General features: G+C 40.2%; 20 protein-coding genes, 1 pseudogene and 1 CRISPR repeat array. Of the genes and pseudogenes, 10 read left to right on the top strand and 11 right to left on the bottom strand.

The genetic code is table 11. From position 1 onward, the window contains the following. Positions 1-40 precede the first annotated feature (40 nt). Complete coding sequence (locus CRO21_RS05080; protein ID WP_097078257.1) at positions 41-1,744, top strand: M61 family metallopeptidase; 1,704 nt, start codon at positions 41-43, stop codon at positions 1,742-1,744. A 150-nt stretch (positions 1,745-1,894) separates the two neighbouring features. On the opposite strand, the gene CRO21_RS05085 is transcribed toward CRO21_RS05080, so the two are convergent. Both CRO21_RS05085 and CRO21_RS05090 read right to left on the bottom strand, forming a co-directional pair. Then, positions 1,895-3,310 (bottom strand): NAD(P)/FAD-dependent oxidoreductase, encoded by a 1,416-nt coding sequence (locus CRO21_RS05085; RefSeq protein ID WP_097078258.1) that lies wholly within the window; start codon positions 3,308-3,310, stop codon positions 1,895-1,897. Positions 3,311-3,340: 30 nt separating this feature from the next. After that, positions 3,341-4,672: an APC family permease gene (locus CRO21_RS05090; protein ID WP_097078259.1), complete on the bottom strand. Its 1,332-nt coding sequence runs from the start codon at positions 4,670-4,672 to the stop codon at positions 3,341-3,343. Positions 4,673-4,767: 95 nt separating this feature from the next. Between CRO21_RS05090 and CRO21_RS05095 the strand changes: the two genes are divergently transcribed. Beyond that, positions 4,768-5,127, top strand: coding sequence for a helix-turn-helix domain-containing protein (locus tag CRO21_RS05095; RefSeq protein WP_097078260.1), 360 nt, complete (start codon positions 4,768-4,770; stop codon positions 5,125-5,127). A 518-nt stretch (positions 5,128-5,645) separates the two neighbouring features. Then, entirely contained in the window at positions 5,646-6,233 is a 588-nt protein-coding gene (locus tag CRO21_RS05100) for a uracil-DNA glycosylase family protein (RefSeq protein ID WP_097078261.1), read from the top strand. A 47-nt stretch (positions 6,234-6,280) separates the two neighbouring features. Here the strand turns inward: CRO21_RS05100 and CRO21_RS05105 are convergent, their stop codons facing one another. Further along, positions 6,281-6,589 carry an ArsR/SmtB family transcription factor gene (locus CRO21_RS05105; protein ID WP_097078262.1) on the bottom strand — a complete coding sequence of 103 codons (309 nt, stop codon included), beginning with the start codon at positions 6,587-6,589 and terminating at the stop codon, positions 6,281-6,283. A 110-nt stretch (positions 6,590-6,699) separates the two neighbouring features. Here CRO21_RS05105 and CRO21_RS05110 point away from each other — a divergent pair, with 110 nt between their 5' ends. The 4 genes from CRO21_RS05110 to CRO21_RS17880 are packed head-to-tail and all read left to right on the top strand — an operon-like array spanning position 6,700 to position 9,270. Then, on the top strand, positions 6,700-7,113 hold the full coding sequence (locus tag CRO21_RS05110; RefSeq protein WP_087620701.1) for a YeeE/YedE family protein: 414 nt from the start codon (positions 6,700-6,702) through the stop codon (positions 7,111-7,113). A gap of 3 nt (positions 7,114-7,116) precedes the next feature. Beyond that, complete coding sequence (locus CRO21_RS05115) at positions 7,117-7,536, top strand: DUF6691 family protein (protein WP_097078263.1); 420 nt, start codon at positions 7,117-7,119, stop codon at positions 7,534-7,536. A 1-nt stretch (position 7,537) separates the two neighbouring features. Further along, positions 7,538-8,410 (top strand): MBL fold metallo-hydrolase, encoded by an 873-nt coding sequence (locus CRO21_RS05120; RefSeq protein WP_097078264.1) that lies wholly within the window; start codon positions 7,538-7,540, stop codon positions 8,408-8,410. Between the two features lie 32 nt (positions 8,411-8,442). Beyond that, on the top strand, positions 8,443-9,270 hold the full coding sequence (locus CRO21_RS17880) for an alpha/beta fold hydrolase (RefSeq protein ID WP_409449481.1): 828 nt from the start codon (positions 8,443-8,445) through the stop codon (positions 9,268-9,270). 59 nt (positions 9,271-9,329) lie between these two features. Further along, positions 9,330-10,201: a CRISPR direct-repeat array (repeat unit 28 nt; unit sequence ATTCTAAGCTGCCTATGCGGCATCAAAC). A 138-nt stretch (positions 10,202-10,339) separates the two neighbouring features. On the opposite strand, the gene CRO21_RS05130 is transcribed toward CRO21_RS17880, so the two are convergent. Both CRO21_RS05130 and CRO21_RS05135 read right to left on the bottom strand, forming a co-directional pair. Continuing rightward, on the bottom strand, positions 10,340-11,245 hold the full coding sequence (locus CRO21_RS05130) for an alpha/beta fold hydrolase (RefSeq protein WP_097078265.1): 906 nt from the start codon (positions 11,243-11,245) through the stop codon (positions 10,340-10,342). A gap of 4 nt (positions 11,246-11,249) precedes the next feature. Beyond that, positions 11,250-11,801 carry a PadR family transcriptional regulator gene (locus CRO21_RS05135; protein WP_097078266.1) on the bottom strand — a complete coding sequence of 184 codons (552 nt, stop codon included), beginning with the start codon at positions 11,799-11,801 and terminating at the stop codon, positions 11,250-11,252. Between the two features lie 183 nt (positions 11,802-11,984). Between CRO21_RS05135 and CRO21_RS05140 the strand changes: the two genes are divergently transcribed. Both CRO21_RS05140 and CRO21_RS05145 read left to right on the top strand, forming a co-directional pair. Further along, complete coding sequence (locus tag CRO21_RS05140) at positions 11,985-14,009, top strand: NADPH-dependent 2,4-dienoyl-CoA reductase (protein WP_097078267.1); 2,025 nt, start codon at positions 11,985-11,987, stop codon at positions 14,007-14,009. An 81-nt stretch (positions 14,010-14,090) separates the two neighbouring features. Next, positions 14,091-14,814: pseudogene (locus tag CRO21_RS05145) on the top strand (SGNH/GDSL hydrolase family protein). Positions 14,815-14,916: 102 nt separating this feature from the next. On the opposite strand, the gene CRO21_RS05150 reads toward CRO21_RS05145, so the two are convergent. The 6 genes from CRO21_RS05150 to rpsU form a co-directional block, all read right to left on the bottom strand. Further along, entirely contained in the window at positions 14,917-15,852 is a 936-nt protein-coding gene (locus tag CRO21_RS05150; RefSeq protein WP_097078268.1) for a hydrogen peroxide-inducible genes activator, read from the bottom strand. 14 nt (positions 15,853-15,866) lie between these two features. After that, positions 15,867-16,805: an alpha/beta fold hydrolase gene (locus CRO21_RS05155; protein WP_097078269.1), complete on the bottom strand. Its 939-nt coding sequence runs from the start codon at positions 16,803-16,805 to the stop codon at positions 15,867-15,869. A gap of 76 nt (positions 16,806-16,881) precedes the next feature. Further along, positions 16,882-18,057, bottom strand: coding sequence for an NAD(P)/FAD-dependent oxidoreductase (locus tag CRO21_RS05160; protein ID WP_097078270.1), 1,176 nt, complete (start codon positions 18,055-18,057; stop codon positions 16,882-16,884). An 84-nt stretch (positions 18,058-18,141) separates the two neighbouring features. Beyond that, positions 18,142-18,306, bottom strand: coding sequence for a rubredoxin RubA (gene rubA, locus CRO21_RS05165; RefSeq protein WP_000760495.1), 165 nt, complete (start codon positions 18,304-18,306; stop codon positions 18,142-18,144). Between the two features lie 407 nt (positions 18,307-18,713). Then, entirely contained in the window at positions 18,714-19,160 is a 447-nt protein-coding gene (locus CRO21_RS05170; protein ID WP_097078271.1) for a GatB/YqeY domain-containing protein, read from the bottom strand. A 41-nt stretch (positions 19,161-19,201) separates the two neighbouring features. Beyond that, entirely contained in the window at positions 19,202-19,417 is a 216-nt protein-coding gene (gene rpsU, locus CRO21_RS05175) for a 30S ribosomal protein S21 (protein ID WP_087620690.1), read from the bottom strand. A 152-nt stretch (positions 19,418-19,569) separates the two neighbouring features. Between rpsU and tsaD the strand changes: the two genes are divergently transcribed. Beyond that, positions 19,570-20,586, top strand: a complete 1,017-nt coding sequence (tsaD, locus tag CRO21_RS05180; RefSeq protein ID WP_097078272.1) for a tRNA (adenosine(37)-N6)-threonylcarbamoyltransferase complex transferase subunit TsaD — start codon at positions 19,570-19,572, stop codon at positions 20,584-20,586. Positions 20,587-20,599: the final 13 nt, after the last annotated feature.

Here is a 20,599-nt window from a genome sequence, read left to right on the forward strand (position 1 = left end):
AAATGCTACACTATGCAAATTCGTATGAGGACCACTATAGATGATTCATTATCAGCTCGAATTTGATGATTTCTCTCAGCATTTAATTCATGTAACGATCCGTTTTCTCGCCAATCCACAGCAGCAACTGTGGTTGGCCTCATGGATTCCCGGCAGTTATCTGATGCGTGAATTTGCCAAACATATTGAAAGTGTGCAGGCATTCGATGAATCTGGACGCCAGTTAAAAATTGCCAAAACGCATAAAAATAAATGGCAATTATTTAATAATGATCATGAGCTGATTACGGTCGAATATAAAGTCTATGCCTATGATTTATCCGTGCGTGGCAGTTATATCGATCAAAGTCGTGTATATGTTAATCCAACCACTGTCTGTATGGGCCTGACTGATCAGGAGGATATCGCGCATGAACTGGAATTATTTGTACCGCAAGCTTTGCATCATTTTACCTATGCAGGGGCCTTGCCTGCAAAATCGCTAGTCAAAGGTCGTTTTAATCTCAAGGCAAAAGATTATGCACAATTGATCGATAGCCCGTTTGAGTTGGCAGTACAGGATCGTTTTAGTTTTGATGCAGAAGGCATTGCACATGATTTTGTGATTTCGGGTCGTCATCATGCCAATCTGGCGCGTTTACAACAAGATATCGAAAAAATATGTCGCACTGAAATACAGATGTTTGGGTCTGCGCCATTTCAGCATTATACCTTTTTAACCATGGCGACAGGCAGTTTATATGGTGGACTGGAACACTGCGAAAGTACCAGTTTGATTTGTCCGCGTGATGATTTGCCTAAAGCCGATGAAAAATCTGAACCAAGCAAAAACTATCAACGTTATTTGGGGCTATGTAGTCATGAATATTTTCACTCTTGGTTGGTAAGATTTATTCGCCCGGAAAATTTTGTTAATCCGAATTTGCATGAGGAAGGCTATACCAGCTTACTGTGGATTTTTGAAGGCTTTACCTCTTATTATGATGATTTGATTCTGGCCAGAAGTGGCGTCATTTCACAGCAGGATTATCTCACTTTATTAACGGATCAAATTAATCGTTATTTACAAAATCCTGGACGTAAAATTCAGTCGGTGAGTGAATCAAGTTTTGATGCGTGGATCAAATTTTATCGTCAGGATGAAAACTCCAACAATGCCGGGACCAGCTACTATAATAAAGGAGCATTGGTGGCGCTATGTCTGGATCTGGGATTACGCAGTCATGGCTCGAGTCTGGATGCCTTGATGCAAAAATTATATGCCAATACACAGGCCGGGATTCAAGTACATGAGCAGACGATTTTTGAATTATGTAAAACCCTGACCGGGCAGGACTGGACTGATCGTTTGAGTTATTTGATTCATAGTACCGATGATTTACCACTTGATCAGGTTTTGGCAGAGTTTGGTATAGAGTATGAATTACAAACCGAAAAAACATTGCCATTTGGTGCGAAAGTACAGGAAAAACCGGAAGGTTTATTGATCCAACAAGTATTTAGAGATTCCAGTGCAGCACAAGCCGGTTTATCCGCACATGATATTGTCATTGCATTGGACGACATTCGCATTACAAATAATCTGTGGCAAGCCAAGGCCAAAGAAAAAAATGCCATGTCATGTCATGTTTTCCGTCGAGATGAATTAATGGTTTTTGATCTTGAACCACAGGAGTATGTATTGCATACAGTTAAATTATCGGTTGCAGATCAAGACAAAGTCACGCAGTGGTTATTTAACTAGGGCTTCTCGGTTTTTAAATAAAAGGCATATTTTAGTCTGTATAAATATGCCTAAGTTCGGTTGTCGTTGAAATTATTTTTACTTAGCAAAGATATTAATCAGATCACTTTATGTTGAGGAATAAAGTGATCTGACTGCTAATTTAATAAATTAGAACGATACCATTTTTCCCGGATTAATCCATGCACCAAGGCCATAAGCACCTTTGGCAATTGGAATCGCCATTGGGGCAAGTTCCCGTCCGAGCAGGATATCTTTGTGGGGAATTTTGGTCAGCATTTCAAAGTCGTCTGAGTGCCCGATAAAATCATCGGAAATGGCTTTACCGATCCGCACAGTTTGCGCGACACCATGACCACTCCAGCCATGAACCGCATAAATTGGAAATTTTTCACCTGATTTACGACTGTCAACAGCGCCGTTATAGGTTAAATCTGTTTCTCCACTCCAGACAAAATCCAGTTCTACTGACTTAAGTTGTGGGAAAACATGATTAATCCGGCCCAGTAAATATTGATAGGTTTTTTCTGGATTCCAACAACTGCCTGTACCTTGTCCGCCAAATAATAAGCGATTGTTAGAAACACCACGATAGTAATCAATCTGGAATTGGGTGTCGTATACCGGAAAATCAGATGGAATAAGTTCTTTTAAATCTACTTCCAAAGGCGCAGTGGTACTGACATAGGTAAAGAATGGAATGGTGGTTTGTGTGTTTGAAGACAGTAATTTAAAAGAGGCATGATGCACTGCAATCACTACACTTTTGCGCGCTTTAATTACACCTTGTGCTGTCTTGACATAAATACCATCGGCAGTTTCCTCAATTTCAGTTACTTCTGTTTGTTCATAGACCTGTCCGCCATTTTTACAGAAGCCATAAATTAAGCCACGGGTAAGGGCGAGCGGATGAATCTGACCGCCAAGATGGTCAATCAAACCACCAAAATAGCAATCTGAATTGAGGTAGCCTTGTAATTCGTGTTTACCAACAATCTGGGTATGAGCTTCACCTAAAAATTTGCGTGCATCCGCACCTTGGGTTAAACCAATTAAATGACCTTCATGCACTGCCGCAGTAATATGACCTTTTTTACGTTGTAAGGATAAGTCGTATTTTTCGATGATCTCATCAATTAAAGACATGGCTTCTGTCGAGGTGAAATGCCACAGTTTTTTTGCATCTTCAGTGCTGAAATGCTGAATCATTTCTTCTGCTTCCCAGCGCGCAAGCCCCGGCGTCAGTTGACCGCCATTACGTCCCGAAGCGGCACTGCCAATCCGGTTCTTTTCGACTAAAATGGTGTCCACGCCTTGTTCCGAGAGATGCAATGCTGTGGAGGAACCCAGCAAGCCTCCGCCAATGACTACCACATCACATTCCAGATCATGCGATAATGTGTCAAAGCAATGCCATTCCTGTAGCGAGCTTTCGTAGTAATTGGCTGGATTATCCAGTTCTGCCCGTTGTGGATTGACCCAATTCCACTCTTTATCCATCTTGTTGTGGATACTGTTTCTAAACTCAACATCATCTAGAATGACAGGTTTATTTATAGTTTGCATTGCAATACTCCGATAGAAATAATCAATTCATTAACATGCTTCATTGATGGTAATATTCTGTTTTGTCAGCTTTTTATAGATAAATAAAGCCAGACCAAAAGTCAGCCAGATAAAACCAAACTGTAATGCGGCTGCATCAAGGTTGAACCATAAACACACAATAGTGAGTACAGATAACCACGGTACAATCAGATTAAGAAAAATATTTTTGATGCCATATCTTTGCTTTTGTTTGATATAAAAAAACATAAAGACTGAGAAATTTACTGCGGTAAAGGCGATCAGGGCACCAAAGCTAATCAGGCTGACTACAGTATCCAGACTCAGGAAAATCGCCAGACAGGAAATTAAACCAATGACCAATACTGAATAAATTGGTGTTCCAAATCTTCGACTGGTTTGTCCGAAAATCGCTTTTGGAAAAATATTATCGCGTCCCATAATATGCATAAGGCGTGAGGCACTGGCGTGGGTTGCTAGTCCAGAAGCAAAGGTATTCATGATTTGTCCGCATAAAAATACTGACTGGAAAAACACGCCACCAACATATAAAACGATTTCTGGTAATGCTTCCGATGGATTATTGAAGCGCAGATTATTGGGAAAATAGAGTTGGATAAACCATGAAGCGGTAAAAAAGATGCAGCCGCCAATCAGGGTGGTTAAAATAACTGCCCGTGGAATGGTTTTTTGCGGGTCTTTGGTTTCATGCGACATGGTGGTGACGGCATCAAAACCTAGATAGGAAAAGCAGAGAATAGATGCACCTGCAACCAGTGGGGCAATCGAGTGATCACCATTGATCAAAGGTGTGACAGTCAATACATGTTCATAGCCTTGACTTGTGCCTATGCCTTTAATCACCAGATAGACAAATACCATCATCAGGAGTGTTGGAGCCAGCACAAAAATCAGGCTAATATTGGCAAGAATGTGGATTCTAAAGCAATTGATCAGCGTCACTACCGATGTGGCAATCAACACCCAAGCCCAATAGGGTATGCTGGGGAAAAGTGCTTCCAGATAGATTGCAATCAATAATGCATTAATAAGGGGTAACAAAATATAATCCAGTAATGCGCACCAACCCACCATGAATCCGGCATTTGTACCACAACTATCAGTGGTATAAGTATAGGCAGAACCCGGTTTGGCAGAAAAACGACTGAATCGGGCATAACTAAAGGCGGTGAGTAACATAGCCACCAGTGCGAGCAAGTAGGCTAGAGGTACACGACCATTCGTGATGCCAGAAACAATACCGAAGGTATCAAATACCGTCATTGGCGTCATATATGCGATACCAATAATCAATACTTGCCATAATGATAGTTTTTTACGCTGAATATCATTATCGTGCATTTTAATTTAACCCAATATCTATTAATATGCAAATGCAGTTTGCAACAAGTGTGCCATATATAGTTTTTATTTAAATTTTAAAGTGAGGTAGAAAGATGGCGAAATATCCAATTGAAATTAGACGTGCGGCAATTAAAGCATATAAAGAAACAGATTATAAAGTTGCGGTATGCAAACAGTTTGATATTTCCAGAGTGACACTGGATGCATGGATCAAGCTTGAAGAAGAAACCGGAGATTTGCATCCCAAACCTGCAAAAAAACGCGGTGCATCTACCCATATCAAGGACTGGTACGCATTTGAAAAATTTGTTAAAAATATAAAATTTAAAAATATCAGTGATTTGGTTGTATTATTTGAACAGGAATTTGGTTATGAAGTGTCCTATGCAGTACTGGTACGTGCGATACATGTTTTGGGCTTGCGCCGTCGAAAAGGCCGTTTTTATGGCTAATTGCGCCTGAAATATGCAGTCAATGAGGCATGATATAGCCTAAAAAATGTAGAGGTAGTTGTATTAAAAAGTAAATAATAAAAGTAAAAAATATAAATTTAAAATATTAAAAACGTAAAATTAAATGATTAAAAACGTAAGGTGTATTTATTAAAAATGTAAATTAATTAAATTAAAAACGTAAATTAATTAAATTAAAAAAGTAATGTTTTATTATTAAAAAAGTAAACTATATAAATTAAAAATGTAATTTTAATTAATTAATAATGTAAAGTTATTATATTAAAAAGGTAAATTTAAATTATTAAAAATGTAAAGTATAATTATTAAAAAGTTAAATTGGAGAGGGGAACTACAAGGATAGAAGAACTTTTTTGATGCACGACAACAGAATAAAAGCTAGGATTGCACAACAATGAAGCAGTTGGTTTTTCATGATTTGCACTGGCTTATACTTGGCTTGATGATATAACCTATGTTCTGTTTATTTTTTTCATGTTTGCCCAAGGGAAGAATTGATGACGCCAGAGATAGAACAACATCCCTTAGCCCCTTTTTTGCCTCAAAATGCCAAGCTTTTGATGTTAGGAAGTTTTCCACCACCCAAACAACGTTGGAAAATGGATTTTTACTATCCAAATTTTCAAAATGATATGTGGCGTATTCTCGGTTTAATCTTTTTTCAAAACAAAGATTATTTCATTGATCATGCTGCGAAAAATTTTAATTTATCTTTAATACAGGCATTTTTAAATGAACAGGGAATTGCAATCTATGATACTGCTGAGCAGATTGTACGTCTAAAAGGCAATGCTTCAGATCAGTTTTTACAGATCGAAAAGGCAACAGATATTCCGCACTTGTTGCAGCACATTCCCTTATGCCGGCATATTATGACCACAGGTGACAAAGCTACCGATACATTGATGACGGTTTTAACTGAAGACACGGTTAAACCTACCTTACAGCACAGTAGTCGCACATGGATCAATGGTCAGGAAATCTTCTTGCATCGCATGCCGTCCTCATCAAGAGCCTATCCGTTGGCTCTAGATAAAAAAGCAGAACAATATGCGGCTTTTTTTCGGTCAATTGGCATGCTGTGATTATTTTTGGCAGCTCTATCGGGTGGTGGATTCACGCTTGGAATGCATCACTGACAATATAAACCATATAAGGTTTGCATAATGACCAAAACTTTTTCATCGCTAATCTGATAAAAAATCTGTTTGCCATCGCGTCGTGTTTCAACCAGATTGGATTTTCTGAGCACAGTAAGTTGTTGCGATAATGTGGGCTGATGAATATCGGTCATCTTTTCGATGTTATGTACATTGATTTCACCATTAATCAGTACGCATAAGATTTTTAAACGGTCAGGATTGGACAACACTTTTAGGCAGTCTGTCACGATGTTAATTTTGTTAAAGTCAATTTGCATCTGTTTTTCTGATGGAAGCATTTGCAATACAAATCCCTTAAAATAGACATTGATTAATATATAAAATTATATAATATTTAATATAAAATTGTAACAATGAAAATGAAAGATAAAAACCAAGGAGCAATAGCATGCACGATTTCCTGCTGGCATTCATTGGCGGTACGATGCTTGGTTTAAGTGTCGTGGGCTATTTATATGTAAATGGGCGAATTGCAGGGATTAGTGGACTCATTGCTCAGGTTCTCGATAAACAAACAATTTTCACCACGCCTGCTTTATATTTTTTAATGGGCTTATTGATTACACCATTTTTTTACCGCATGTTTATCACGCCTGATATTGAGATCAAACAATCACCTTTATTATTGGTTATTGCCGGCTTGCTGGTCGGAATAGGTACCCGAATGGGCAGTGGTTGTACCAGTGGACACGGGATTTGTGGTATCAGCCGTTTATCTAAACGTTCGATGGTCGCAACATTGAGCTTTATGCTATTTGGGTTTATCACTGTGTTTGTGATACGCCATGTAATCGGGGGATAATGCATGAAAAATTTCGCAGCGTTTATCTTCGGAGCGATATTTGCTTTAGGCTTAATAATTTCAGGTATGTCTAATCCTGAGAAAGTATTAAATTTTCTGGATATTTTGGGTGATTGGGATGCGAGTCTGGCATTCGTTATGGCAGGCGCAATTTTGATTGCCTTTATCCCTTTTCAAAAAGTGGTAAGAAACCCGCAAGCCAAAACATGTTTTAATGAGAAAATACAGTTACCCGACAAGCAAAATATCGATAAAAAATTATTGGTGGGGAGTGCCTTGTTTGGCATTGGTTGGGGAATTGCGGGTATTTGTCCTGCACCAGCTCTGACTTTGATCGGCTTAGGCCATTTTCAATCTTTATATTTTATTATTGCAATGCTGATTGGTATGCGGTTGTATGCCCGTATTGCAAGAGGGCAATAATATGCATGCACAGCCGATTGTTAAAGATTTTTTTGATGAGGACACCAATACCTATAGCTATGTGGTGATTGATCCGGCAAGCCAATACTGTGCCATTATCGACAGTGTTTTAAATTATGATGCGGCATCGGCAACCACAAAAACCACACATGCTGATGAGATTATTGCCTTTATTCATACCCAAAAGTTGAACGTACAATGGATTCTGGAAACCCATGTGCATGCCGACCATCTCACTGCCTCACAATATTTAAAATCTAAATTGGGTGGCCAGATTGCCATGAGTCATAACATTGCTGTGGTACAAGAGACTTTTGCCGAAATTTATCATGTCAATCTGGCAGCTTTAAAAGCGCATCATGGTTTTGATTATTTATTTAAAGATTATGAACAATTTAAAATTGGCGAAATGATTGCCTATAATATTCCCACACCTGGGCATACGCCTGCCTGTTTAAGTTATGTGATTGGCGATGCAGTTTTTGTCGGGGATACCTTGTTTATGCCGGACTATGGTACAGCTCGTTGTGATTTCCCAAAAGGCAGTGCAGCACAGCTTTATGATTCTGTACAAAAAATATTTGAATTGCCTGATGCCACGCGTATGTATTTATGTCATGACTATTTACCAGAAGGGCGTGAACAGTATTGTTGTCAGACGGATATTAAAACCCAGAAAAACAATAATATTCATATTCATCAAGGGATTCAAAAACAACAGTTTGTTGCAATGCGGCAACAACGGGATGCCACACTTGATATGCCAAAATTAATTTTGCCTTCAATTCAAATCAATATGGATGCCGGACGCTTTCCGGAACCTGAAAGTAATGGGATTCGTTACTTAAAACTACCGCTGAATTATTTTAACTAGGCCGTTTAATCCTACTGTAATGCTTGATTTTTATGCTATCTTTACTTTACATCAGCAATAATGAATCAGGTTGGACAGGTATGTCGGCAAAACAACATATTATTTTAATTCATGGGACATGGTGTACAGGGGATTCTTGGGGGGATTTTGTCCCTGCTTTGCAGGCATTGGGTTTAACGGTTCATACCCCGACTTTACGTTATCATGATTTGCCGATGGCAGAAGGTGCAGAAAAAGTTGCCTCTGTTAGTCTAATAGATTATGTGGATGATTTAAGCCAGTTACTTTTATCACTGGACAGCCCACCCATTATTTTGGGACATTCACTCGGTGGATTGTTGGCACAATTACTGGCTGCCCGACATCCGGATTATCATAAGGGTGTTGTATTATTGGGACCTGCACCGATGGCAGGTATTTTTGCATTATATCCCACCATGTTGGCAGCATTTTATCGGCATTATTTACAATGGGGTTTCTGGAAAAAGCCTTTGTTTCCTACCGAAGATCGAGTCTTTAAGTATTGCATGAATCATCAGCCGGAACATTTACGTCAGCAATTTTATCAAAGCTTGGTGGCAGAATCCGGACGGGTCTATGCCGAAATAGCATTTTGGTTTTTGGATCGAAAAAAAGCAGCAACTGTCGATACCGATGCAATCCAAACCCCGGTACTGGTGATTTCCGGAACGGATGATAAAATTGTGGTAGCAAAAATAGCCAAAGCCACAGCAAAAAAATATAAAAACGCCACCTATATTGAGTTAAAAGGTTCGGACCATATGTATGACATGGGACAATTTATGCCGCAAACTGTAGCATTGATTGATACATGGATGCAGCAGTATCATTTTAAATAATATTAAGCTGCCTATGTGGTATTAACCATTGATTTTATGATGTGGCAAAATGCCTGTTATTTCTAAGCTGCCTATACGGCATCAAACATTGGTGCGAGTCAAATCTCCGGTCGCAACTGTTTCTAAGCTGCCTATGCGGCATCAAACTATTGCCGTGCCTTAATTAAAGACTGGAGAGAATTCTAAGCTGCCTATGCGGCATCAAACATCCAGAACGTGTTCTGGTCTTTGCTGATGAAATTCTAAGCTGCCTATGCGGCATCAAACTCCCCATGTCTGAACAAATCGTATTTACAACAAATTCTAAGCTGCCTATGCGGCATCAAACATTAAATGTATCAACAATAGAACCCAGATAAGATTCTAAGCTGCCTATGCGGCATCAAACTCGGACGATTTGGATCAAACACTTTCGATTACGAATTCTAAGCTGCCTATGCGGCATCAAACTCGCCATAGGGACCACCCGTGATCGACGCAGAATTCTAAGCTGCCTATGCGGCATCAAACTTGGGGCGTGGCTATATCTATGAAATGGATGAATTCTAAGCTGCCTATGCGGCATCAAACTTTATTGATCGAATCTGTGGGCGACACAGTAAATTCTAAGCTGCCTATGCGGCATCAAACAATGCTCATTAACTTTGCACCTGACCTGATGAATTCTAAGCTGCCTATGCGGCATCAAACATAAGCCTTTTGATTGGCGTGATTTGCCCAATATTCTAAGCTGCCTATGCGGCATCAAACATGGATTGTTAGAATACTTAATACATTCTAGAATTCTAAGCTGCCTATGCGGCATCAAACAATTGCGTTGTAGCCCTGCCAAAATCCTACAGGATTCTAAGCTGCCTATGCGGCATCAAACTTAGTGTGCGTCGTGTTATGCGTCTTTTTGGCATTCTAAGCTGCCTATGCGGCATCAAACTTAAAATTTTTAAAAAAAGCTAAGCTATTTTAAAGCATTAGAGCGAAAATTAATAAAACACCAAAGTTTTAAACTGTGATTCTAAAATATTGATTCAACAAGATATAAAAGAATGTTAAAAAAATTGGGGTTTTAGATTTAGGAAGCACGTAAAAATTCATTTAAAATTTTACCAAATTTCACCGGTTCTGACATTAATGGCACATGCCCGGATTTGTCCATAAGATGAATGGTTGCATCATCAAGTTGTTGGGCAATTTCCAGTTGTCCATGATATCCATATAAAGAAGATTGTTTCCCAATAATAAAATGTGTGGGTTTATCTAGGCTTGCAATGGCATCACGATAATCTTCATCATGTTCAAGATAGGTGTGCAGATACCAGAGAATATATTGCAATGATTGTAATGGCATAAGGTGAGATTGGACTTTATTCAAAGGCAATTTACCCAGTAATGCAGTCAATGGCGAATGTGGATTTTGCAATTGCATAAATTCCAGCCATAAGTTTAGCAGTTGAATTTGTATATCTTTTGGTAAATTGGCAATAGATGAATAGTGCTGATAGGGCTCTACCAGACCAGAAATTTTAAGCATTAATTGTAAAAGCTGCTGCTGTTGTTCGCCCAATAGACCAAAATTCCACAATTCATCATTCTTGATTTTTGCGCTTTGATCAATATGTAAATAGCGTTTGATATATTGACTAAACTGACCATATTTTAAACCATGCATTGTCGTTGTTGCACCCATGGAATAGCCAATGACATCAATTTCCCCGATATTGAGCTGTTGTAAAAGTGCATGTATATCTTGCCAGTGACTATCTATGGCATTCAGGGAAGATGGAATTTTACAATGTTTGGAGCCACCAAAACCGCGAAAATCAGGAATAATAAAGGACCGTGATTTTAAACTTGGCAGAATAAACGGTAACCATTGCCAGCTACTCATGCCCAGACCGGATAAAATGAGCACAGGTTCACCTGTTCCGATTTGGCGGACATAGAGTGATTCCTGATCGGGCATGAGATAGTGTGGCATTCAATTATTCCTTTGCGTCGTGATCTTGTTGCAAAATCTCTATCATTTCTTCAATCCAGACGATCCAGCCAGCCTCTAGTTGAATACCAAGTTCGAGAATTTTTTGCTGAATCATCATGGCACGTGTCTGACCATTAGATTGCTTTTGCTGATCTTTTGCAAAAATATTTTTATATAAATCATGTTGCGTGCGATGCAAGGTCAAATGTCTTTTTAATTCAGGCAAGATTAAATCACCGCCCAGTTGTGCTTCGGCGCGTAATTTTACCATTAATTCATCACGCAATTTGGCGGGCTGGCTTTCCTGTAAGATCCAATGATAAAGTTCCTGTTTACCAATGTCTTCAACCTGGTAGGTTTTTTTGCGGGAATCTGTATCCTCGGTTTCAATGGTACTAATCCATCCTTTGTTCTGCATTTGTCCCAGTTCGCGATAGATTTGTTGATGCGTAGCATGCCAGAAAAATCCCATCGAACGATCAAAGCGACGTGCCAAAGCAATCCCAGTACTTGGTTTTTCTAGTAAGCTGGTTAAAAGAACATGGGATAAGGACATAAGATACAAGCACTCCGTTTTATCTATTTTAATTGTAAATTATTATGCAACATATTGCATAGTTTATTTCTATCGTTTATAACACCTTCTAAAGATTATGCAATATATTGCATAGTTTGCTGTATGATGAATTTATGATCGGAAAATTTGCCAGCAATTATATTTGCCAGCTAAGGAGTTTAAATGTCTGCATATCCACATTTATTAAAACCATTGGATTTGGGATTTACCACACTTAAAAATCGGGTATTAATGGGATCTATGCATATTGGTCTGGAGGAACAGGCCAATGGTTTTGAACGTCTTGCTGCATTTTATGCCAAACGAGCGCAAGGCGATGTTGGGCTAATTGTAACTGGTGGTATTGCACCCAATGCCGCCGGTGTGGTGTTTGCTGGCGGGTCCAAACTGGAAACATTACAAGAGGCAGAACAGCATAAAATTGTCACACAAGCTGTCCATGACGCAGGTGGCAAGATTGCTTTACAAATTTTGCATACTGGGCGTTATTCTTATCAGGAAAATATTGTTGCACCTTCTGCAATTCAGGCACCGATTAATCCGGTGAAACCTCAAGCATTAACTGCTAGTGAAGTGGTGCAAACCATTGATGATTTTGCCAATTGTGCAAAACTGGCGCAATATGCCGGCTACGATGGTGTGGAAGTGATGGGGTCGGAAGGTTATCTGATCAATGAATTTATTGCAGCCCGAACCAATCATCGGGAAGATGAATGGGGTGGAAGCTATGAAAACCGGATACGTTTTCCGATTGAAATTATAAAACATATTCGTGCAGCGGTCGGTGAACATTTTATTATTATCTATCGCTTGTCCATGCTGGATTTGGTCGAAGGCGGTTCAACTTTTGATGAAGTCATTCAACTTGCCAAGGAGATTGAAAAGGCTGGTGCAACCATTATCAATACTGGGATCGGCTGGCATGAGGCACGTATACCAACCATTGCCACCAAAGTTCCTCGCGCTGCATTTACTTGGGTTACAGAAAAACTTAAAAAACATGTCAGTATTCCTTTAATTACTTCGAATCGGATCAATACACCGGAAATGGCTGAATATGTTTTGGCACAAGGACAGGCCGATATGATTTCGATGGCGCGTCCAATGCTTGCAGATCCGGATTTTGTATTAAAGGCAGCTCAGGACCGTAGTGATGAAATTAATACCTGTATTGGCTGTAATCAGGCGTGTCTGGATCATATTTTTTCCCATAAAACAGCCACCTGTTTGGTCAATCCCGAAGCTGGGTATGAGACAGAATTGCTATTTATCCAAACCACACAGCCCAAACATATTGCTGTGGTTGGGGCAGGACCGGCAGGTTGTAGTTTTGCCATTTATGCGGCACGTCGTGGTCATAACGTCACGATTTTTGAAGCCGAACATCAAATCGGCGGTCAGTTCAATATCGCCAAAACTATTCCCGGCAAAGAGGAATTTTATGAAACTTTACGATATTTTAATCGTCAGATTGAGCTGCATCCCCAGATTGAATTAAAACTGAATCATAGAGCTACTTTTGCAGAACTGAATCAGCCAGAATTTGATGAAGTTGTGATTGCCACTGGTGTAATACCACGCCATTTAGCGATTGAAGGCAGTAATTCAGATAAGGTACTGAGTTATCTGGATGTACTAAAATATCGTAAGCCTGTGGGCAAAAAAGTAGCCATTATCGGTGCTGGTGGTATCGGTTTTGACACGGCAGAATTTTTGGTACAGCGTGGTGAAAGTGCTACAGTGAATCCAGAAAAATTCTATCGTCAATGGGGCATTGATCCGCAATATGAACATGTTGGTGGTTTAAAGCCTGCACAATATGATGCGCCTGAACGTGAAGTGTATTTATTACAGCGCAAAGCCATTCCTGTCGGTGCTAATCTAGGCAAAACCACAGGCTGGATTCATCGTACCGGCTTAAAACATCATCAAGTTAAAATGATCTCGGGTGTGCAGTATGACAAGATTGATCAGGCAGGTTTACATGTCACCGTAAATGATCAACAGACTGTACTGGACGTCGATCAGATTGTGGTATGTGCCGGACAGGAATCCTTTACTGCCATGTTCGATGAGTTGCAACAGGCAGGAAAATCTGTACACCTGATTGGTGGTGCCAAACAGGCGGGTGAACTGGATGCAAAACGTGCGATCCGTCAAGGTGCCGAGTTGGCAGCGCAATTATAAAAGCGGTTCTGGGGTATTGTTATATACCCCATTATTTTTGGTTTTACAAACATTAACCCAGCCAAGATAGGAGTGATAACAATGTGGTTGAAATTCGCAACGTTTGCTTTATTACCCATTATCGTACTGCAAGGGTCTAAAGTCCGAAAAAGTATTCCAAGACTTGCTGAGCCGAGTGGTGAGCGTGAAGGGATTAGTGGACAGCTTACCCTTATCACTTCTTATTTTAGGCGATTCAGCGGCGGCAGGTGTTGGGGTTGAGACTCAAAAACAGGCACTATCCGGTGTAATTATTACAAATTTGGAAAATGAATATTGTATCAGCTGGAAATTGCAGGCGCAGACTGGGCATACCAGTAAACAGGTACTGCATGATCTACAACAACTGGATCAAAAAAATTATGATGTGATCGTGACATCAGTTGGTGTCAATGATGTGACACAATTGATCTCAATAAAAAAATGGTTGAAACAACAGCAACAGCTATTTACCCAATTACACAACCGCTTTCAGCCTAAAGTGATTATTGTCTTTAGTGTACCACCGATGCAGCATTTTCCTGCTTTACCGAATCCTTTGGCTTGGCTATTGGGAAAGTATGCCAAGCAGATGAATCAATCATTACAACAATATTTGGCTTTACATGATCAATTCAGATGGATTGAAAATGATATTAAAACATTGCAAGCGCTCAATCTGCCTATGGCACCTGATGGCTTTCATCCCGGTAAAGAAATTTATGCGCTTTGGGGAGAGCAGGTCGCAAATATAGTCAAAGAAATGTATTTATCGAAGGCTAATTAAAAAAGCCATACGATAATCAAAATGATATGGTATGGCTTTAAATTTTAATTCAATCAATTGCTTATCGATTAGTCTGAATCAGTAAATATCATTATAAGCAGGTTATTGCTTATCCAGATATTTGGCATTTTCGGATAAAATCGTTTGACTGATGGTCACCAGAATTTGCTGTAATAAATCAAATTCGGTTTGTAATGGCGTGCTTTTACGGGTAATTAAAGCAAGCGTTCGTTCCGGTGGATTCTTGATTGGATGAATCAGCAGTTTTTCATGTGACATCAGATTTGCATTTTGAATGGCAATTTCCGGCAGCATGGTAAAACCTAGATCTGCCAAAACCATTTCCAATAATGTCGGTAATGAGCTGGCTTTAAGGCGTGAGTCATTTTTACGATCATTCACCGGACAAACACTCAAGGTATGATCACGTAAGCAATGGCCTTCTTCCAGTAAAATCAATCGCGACAAATCCAGATCATCAATGGTTTTTGCCTGTACAGTTTGTTTGTCATTACGATTGCAGACAATGAATAGTTTTTCCGTGGCAATTTCTTTAACCTTTAAACCATGCGTATCAAAAGGTAAAGCCAGAACCACCATATCCAGACTACCATGCTCCAATCCTTCGAGAATTTTTTCACTCTGCGCTTCATGGAGGTGGAGCTTGATACGCGGCAACTGAGTTTGTACTGCGGTCAACAGTTGCGTCAGAATAAAGGGCGCAATGGTGGGAATAATGCCAAGGTGCAAATCACCGGTTAAAGGTTCACTCATTTCCCGGCTGAGTCGCATTAAATCCTGTGCATCTGCCAAAAGAACACGTGCTCGGGCAACGACCTGTTCACCTAAGGGTGTTAATCGCACATTTTGTCGATCTCGTTCTACAAGAACGCCTCCTAAAAGACGTTCCAATTCCATAATGCCACCCGATAAGGTGGATTGAGTGACAAATGAACGACGTGCAGCTTCAGTAAAATGCAAGGTTTCAGATAAGGTTACCAGATAGGAAAGCTGACGAAGTGAAGGTAAAGCGGCCATAATGTCCTGGGAAATCAATGATTAAAATATTGTACAAAGGTCTGAACCAGTTTTGGAATAAAATAGGGCTGAATATCATGTCCCATACCTTCGACCAGTTCAAATTTTGCATTTTTGATCGCTTTTGCAACCGCTTTACCATGAGCAGGTGGCAATAACCGATCACGACTACCATGCACGACTATCGTAGGCTGTTGAATTTGTTTGTCAAGATGTAAAAGTGACCCTGTGCAAAGAATTGCCAAAAATTGTTGTAAGATTCCTGTCGGATAATAACTGCGTTGATAGAGTTTACGTGCAGTCTGTGCCGTTTCAATCTGATTAACAAAACCCGGTGAACCAATGTTATTAAAGACTTTAATCGAATGACGGATGATACTGTCTTCATCACGATTTTCTGGGCGCCCAATTAGGCTAAATAATTGTTTGGGAAACGGTGGTGGTAAAAAACGCTGATTGTTACTGGTAAATAATAAGCCAAGGTGATCTACTTTTTCTGGATACTGTGCCGCCAGAATTTGTGCAATCATACCGCCCATTGACGCACCAATCACATTAACCTTACTTAATTGCAGTGCTTCAAGCAAAAGATTTGCATCTTCTGCCATATCATACAGATTATAAGGCGCCCCTTCATTAGACAAACCAAAGCTAAAACGGCCCATCATTTTGATGGTATTCAATCTTTTGCCTTTTTTTCTTATTTTGCTGGACAAACCAATATCACGATTATCAAAACGAATGACCTGAAAACCAGCATCAATCAGTTGCTTACAAAATGCATCGGGCCAGAACAGCATTTGTGCACCTAAGCCCATAATCAGCAATATGGTGGGATTGGCTGGATTACCACCGATCTCAATGTGTAGCGTTTGCTGGTTAGACAGTTCAACTGTCGCTTCCTGCATAAAGGGCGTATAAGGCGAGGTTTTAAGTTGTAAGACATTTGTCATTGTTTTTTATCCTATGCAGATCCACCATTAGAAGAGACATACCTTTCTAATGATGGAAAAACAGAATATTGATATTTTAGCCTTGTGGAATAAGATCTGGAACAAGTTTGGCCAAGGTCAGACGTTGTTTGCCTGCTGTGGCGCCCAGCAAAACAAAACCACGCAATGTTCCTTGTGGATCAAATGCCTTAGCCAACATGCCATCATCAAATTCTTCTGTTTCCCAGTTGACTTCGACATTGGCGGGTGCCGGTAAAACGGTGAGTGGTGCAGCAGGCGTTTTGACGGCGACCGGCATCGCAGGATAATGTACATGTGTGGTTTCACCTGCCAGTGTTTTGGCCAAGGCACGGGCTTGTTGCATTAATGGCATTACATAAGGCAATAATGTACCATTTACTTCTGCACAATCGCCAATGGCATAGATATCAGGTAGATTGGTTTCCAATAATGAATTGCTAATGACGCCACGGCTGGTAAGGATACCTGCTTGTTTGGCCAAATCCAGATTCGGTTGTAAACCAATGGCCGACAAGACCACATCCACCACAAAGCGCTGTCCATTTGCCAGCGTTACTTCATAATCATCATTGGCGATTTTATTGACTTTATCTACGGTTGTGCCAAGAATAAATTTGATGCCTGCTTCTTCGAGATTTTGACGAAAGGCTGCTGCTGTATGCGAGGGTAATAAACGACCCAAAGGTTGGGGGGCTAAATCGACCACAGTAACGTGATGTTCGGTATTTTGCAGGTCGTTTGCAAATTCGCAACCAATCAGACCGGCACCTAGTATGAGTACACGCTTATCGGGGCGTTGATCCAGTCGTTCACGAAAAGCACGATAATCATTTAGATTATTGACGACATGAATATCTTCGGCACCATCACCGGAAATGGCCAAACGAATCGGATTGGCACCTACTGCTAGGATGAGTTTTTGATAGTAGAGGGTAGAATGTTCGCCCTGATGCTCAAGCTGTAAGGTATGTGCTGTACTATCAATTGATTTGACCCAAGTATGTGCCTGAATGGTCATTTTGAGTTGGGAACTCATTTTTTCTGCATCGCCCAAAGCAATCTGTTGCGGTGCTTTTTTACCGACAAGTGCATTTGATAGCGTCGGCTTGGCATAATTGATGGCATCATCTGCACAGATCATCACCAGTTCCTGCTCTGGATTAAGTTTACGATACTCTCTTGCAAGTGTATAACCAGCCATACCAGAACCAATAATGACGATAGGATGCATTCTAATCTCCACGTTAAACGATAAATTTTACAACATTGAATAAATAAAAAACCATGCAAAAGTGCATGGTCCTGATGGTTCGATTTAGATCTCAATCATTTCAAAATCTGCTTTTGACACGCCACAATCCGGACAGGTCCAGTCATCGGGAATATCTTCCCATTTTGTTCCAGCGGCAATACCATCTTGTGGCCATCCTTCTGCTTCATCATAAATCCAACCACAAACGATACACTGATACTTCTTCATCTAAATCTCCAAGCGCTGACTAGGTGGAACATTCTGCCTATCAGACAAAATAAATTTAAGCAAATGGTCAATTTAACTTAAATTTTTTTACTGCGTTCTCATATTAAAATGCGACGCAAAGAAAATAAAGTCTGATTTGAGTTTACCACTCTACGATTTATTAGATATGTCTAAATTGGCAATACTTTAAGTCAAACCTGCAAATAATGATTTATCATTTTAAGACAATTTATCATTTTTTATGCTTGTGTTTCACTTGATTGGCTAAAAACAGTGGGAAACGAAGAGTGGCAACTGGGCAAAATGTTATGCAGCGCAAAAAAGCCTGTGATCATTTCGGATGAGGCATAAGAAAAATAAAATGTAGGGCGTTAAGACAACCAGTTTCGGCAATTAGTTTTTGGTAATTAGGCCAGTTTGGCTTTTATTTTTGCGGATACTTGTGAAGGGTCGGCACGTCCGGCTATGATCGGACGTAGAGAATTCATCACCTTACCCATATCTTTCATGCTAGTTGCACTTTGAGCAGTAATCGTTTGCTCAATGAGAGAATCAAGCTCTTCCTCAGTCATAGCTTCTGGTAGAAATTGAGAGAGTACCTCAAGTTCGGCTTGTTCTTTACTAGCTAAATCATCTCGACCAGCGCCAGAAAAGGCTTTGATCGATTCTTTGCGTTGTTTTACTTGTTTTTCGACGACAGTAAGCACTTGAGCATCGTCAAGTTCAATACGTTCGTCTACTTCAATTTGTTTGATCGCTGCCTGTAGACCACGAATCACTGTTACAACTGCCATTTCTTTGGCACGCATTGCGGTTTTAAGTGTATCAGTAATTTGAGTTTTTAAAGTGGTCATAGTCGCGTTCTTTTTACAAATTGTAGATTAATGAGAACAAGTTAGTAAAGGCGAGTTGTACGGATAGATTCACGAGCAACTTTTTTCGCATAACGTTTAACAGCAGCAGCTTTTTTACGTTTACGCTCTTGCGTTGGTTTTTCGTAGAATTCACGTTTACGAACGTCGGCTAAAACACCTGCTTTTTCGCATGAGCGTTTGAAACGACGGATCGCAACGTCAACTGGTTCGCCTTCTTTTAACTTAACTTGTGGCATGTAGAATCCTCTGTTAGATGATGGATAAATAAATGCAAGTACGCCACGTACTTACGGTGAATGAGTGCAACATTTTACGCTTTTACAATCATAAGTACAAGTCTATAATGACAGCGAATCCAAATAACCCCATAGAAATAGGCATTTTTGACATGATTGTACTTGGTTTGGAAACCTCTTGTGATGAAACAGGCTTGGCTTTGTATGACAGCAAGCAAGGACTTTTGGGGCAGGTACTCTATAGTCAGATCAAGCTACATGCAGAATATGGCGGTGTGGTACCGGAATTGGCATCACGAGATCATGTGCGTAAACTTATTCCTTTACTGGATGAGTTACTGGCACAAAGTGGCCTAAAGAAATCTGAAATTGATGCGATTGCCTATACTCGTGGCCCGGGTTTGATGGGTGCTTTAATGACAGGCGCATTGTTTGGGCGCAGTCTGGCATTTGCCTTAAATATTCCTGCGATTGGTGTACATCATATGGAAGGACATTTACTTGCGCCGTTATTGTCAAAAAATCCACCACAATTTCCTTTTGTGGCTTTATTGGTGTCAGGCGGACATACACAATTAATGGCAGCACATGCGCTGGGACAATATGAACTTTTGGGCGAGTCGATTGATGATGCCGCAGGTGAAGCCTTTGATAAGGTCGCCAAAATGTTGAATTTACCTTATCCCGGTGGCCCACAAATTGCCAAGCTGGCATTGCAGGGCAATCCTGATGCCTTTGCATTTCCACGTCCCTTGATGCAGCAAGCATTAAACTTTTCTTTTAGTGGTTTAAAAACAGCCGTGTCGAGTCAGATCAAGGCCGTAGAAGGACAGGGACGAGAAGCGGATATTGCGGCATCTTTTCAGGAAGCGGTAGTGGATACACTGGTCAAAAAATCGATTAGGGCATTAAAAGCGACCGGTTTAAAGCAATTGGTCATTGCTGGCGGGGTGAGTGCCAATCAACGATTAAGGGAAAAACTGGAAAATTCTTTAAGTGGGATGGGGGCTAAAGTCTATTATGCCGAACCTGCTTTATGTACTGATAATGGCGCCATGATTGCCTTTGCCGGTTATCAGCGCTTACAAGCCGGACAGCAGGATGATTTGGCAGTTACCACTACACCACGCTGGCCGATGACAGAGTTGAGTTTGGTAAAAAATGTTTAAAATTCGAGTATAA

Origin of the sequence: Acinetobacter puyangensis (assembly GCF_900096995.1) — a bacterium.
Classification (GTDB): domain Bacteria; phylum Pseudomonadota; class Gammaproteobacteria; order Pseudomonadales; family Moraxellaceae; genus Acinetobacter; species Acinetobacter puyangensis.

What these genes read in the sequence shown, in the direction of transcription:
- CRO21_RS17880 (WP_409449481.1), top strand. Translation starts at nt 8,443, where the DNA reads ATGCTATCTTTACTTTACATCAGCAATAATGAATCAGGTTGGACAGGT.
- CRO21_RS05085 (WP_097078258.1), bottom strand. Translation starts at nt 3,310, where the DNA reads ATGCAAACTATAAATAAACCTGTCATTCTAGATGATGTTGAGTTTAGA.
- rubA (WP_000760495.1), bottom strand. Translation starts at nt 18,306, where the DNA reads ATGAAGAAGTATCAGTGTATCGTTTGTGGTTGGATTTATGATGAAGCA.
- CRO21_RS05110 (WP_087620701.1), top strand. Translation starts at nt 6,700, where the DNA reads ATGCACGATTTCCTGCTGGCATTCATTGGCGGTACGATGCTTGGTTTA.
- CRO21_RS05170 (WP_097078271.1), bottom strand. Translation starts at nt 19,160, where the DNA reads ATGACCACTTTAAAAACTCAAATTACTGATACACTTAAAACCGCAATG.
- tsaD (WP_097078272.1), top strand. Translation starts at nt 19,570, where the DNA reads ATGATTGTACTTGGTTTGGAAACCTCTTGTGATGAAACAGGCTTGGCT.
- CRO21_RS05150 (WP_097078268.1), bottom strand. Translation starts at nt 15,852, where the DNA reads ATGGCCGCTTTACCTTCACTTCGTCAGCTTTCCTATCTGGTAACCTTA.
- CRO21_RS05130 (WP_097078265.1), bottom strand. Translation starts at nt 11,245, where the DNA reads ATGCCACACTATCTCATGCCCGATCAGGAATCACTCTATGTCCGCCAA.
- CRO21_RS05105 (WP_097078262.1), bottom strand. Translation starts at nt 6,589, where the DNA reads ATGCTTCCATCAGAAAAACAGATGCAAATTGACTTTAACAAAATTAAC.
- CRO21_RS05100 (WP_097078261.1), top strand. Translation starts at nt 5,646, where the DNA reads ATGACGCCAGAGATAGAACAACATCCCTTAGCCCCTTTTTTGCCTCAA.
- CRO21_RS05140 (WP_097078267.1), top strand. Translation starts at nt 11,985, where the DNA reads ATGTCTGCATATCCACATTTATTAAAACCATTGGATTTGGGATTTACC.
- CRO21_RS05120 (WP_097078264.1), top strand. Translation starts at nt 7,538, where the DNA reads ATGCATGCACAGCCGATTGTTAAAGATTTTTTTGATGAGGACACCAAT.
- CRO21_RS05095 (WP_097078260.1), top strand. Translation starts at nt 4,768, where the DNA reads ATGGCGAAATATCCAATTGAAATTAGACGTGCGGCAATTAAAGCATAT.
- CRO21_RS05090 (WP_097078259.1), bottom strand. Translation starts at nt 4,672, where the DNA reads ATGCACGATAATGATATTCAGCGTAAAAAACTATCATTATGGCAAGTA.
- CRO21_RS05135 (WP_097078266.1), bottom strand. Translation starts at nt 11,801, where the DNA reads ATGTCCTTATCCCATGTTCTTTTAACCAGCTTACTAGAAAAACCAAGT.
- CRO21_RS05160 (WP_097078270.1), bottom strand. Translation starts at nt 18,057, where the DNA reads ATGCATCCTATCGTCATTATTGGTTCTGGTATGGCTGGTTATACACTT.
- CRO21_RS05155 (WP_097078269.1), bottom strand. Translation starts at nt 16,805, where the DNA reads ATGACAAATGTCTTACAACTTAAAACCTCGCCTTATACGCCCTTTATG.
- CRO21_RS05115 (WP_097078263.1), top strand. Translation starts at nt 7,117, where the DNA reads ATGAAAAATTTCGCAGCGTTTATCTTCGGAGCGATATTTGCTTTAGGC.
- CRO21_RS05080 (WP_097078257.1), top strand. Translation starts at nt 41, where the DNA reads ATGATTCATTATCAGCTCGAATTTGATGATTTCTCTCAGCATTTAATT.
- rpsU (WP_087620690.1), bottom strand. Translation starts at nt 19,417, where the DNA reads ATGCCACAAGTTAAGTTAAAAGAAGGCGAACCAGTTGACGTTGCGATC.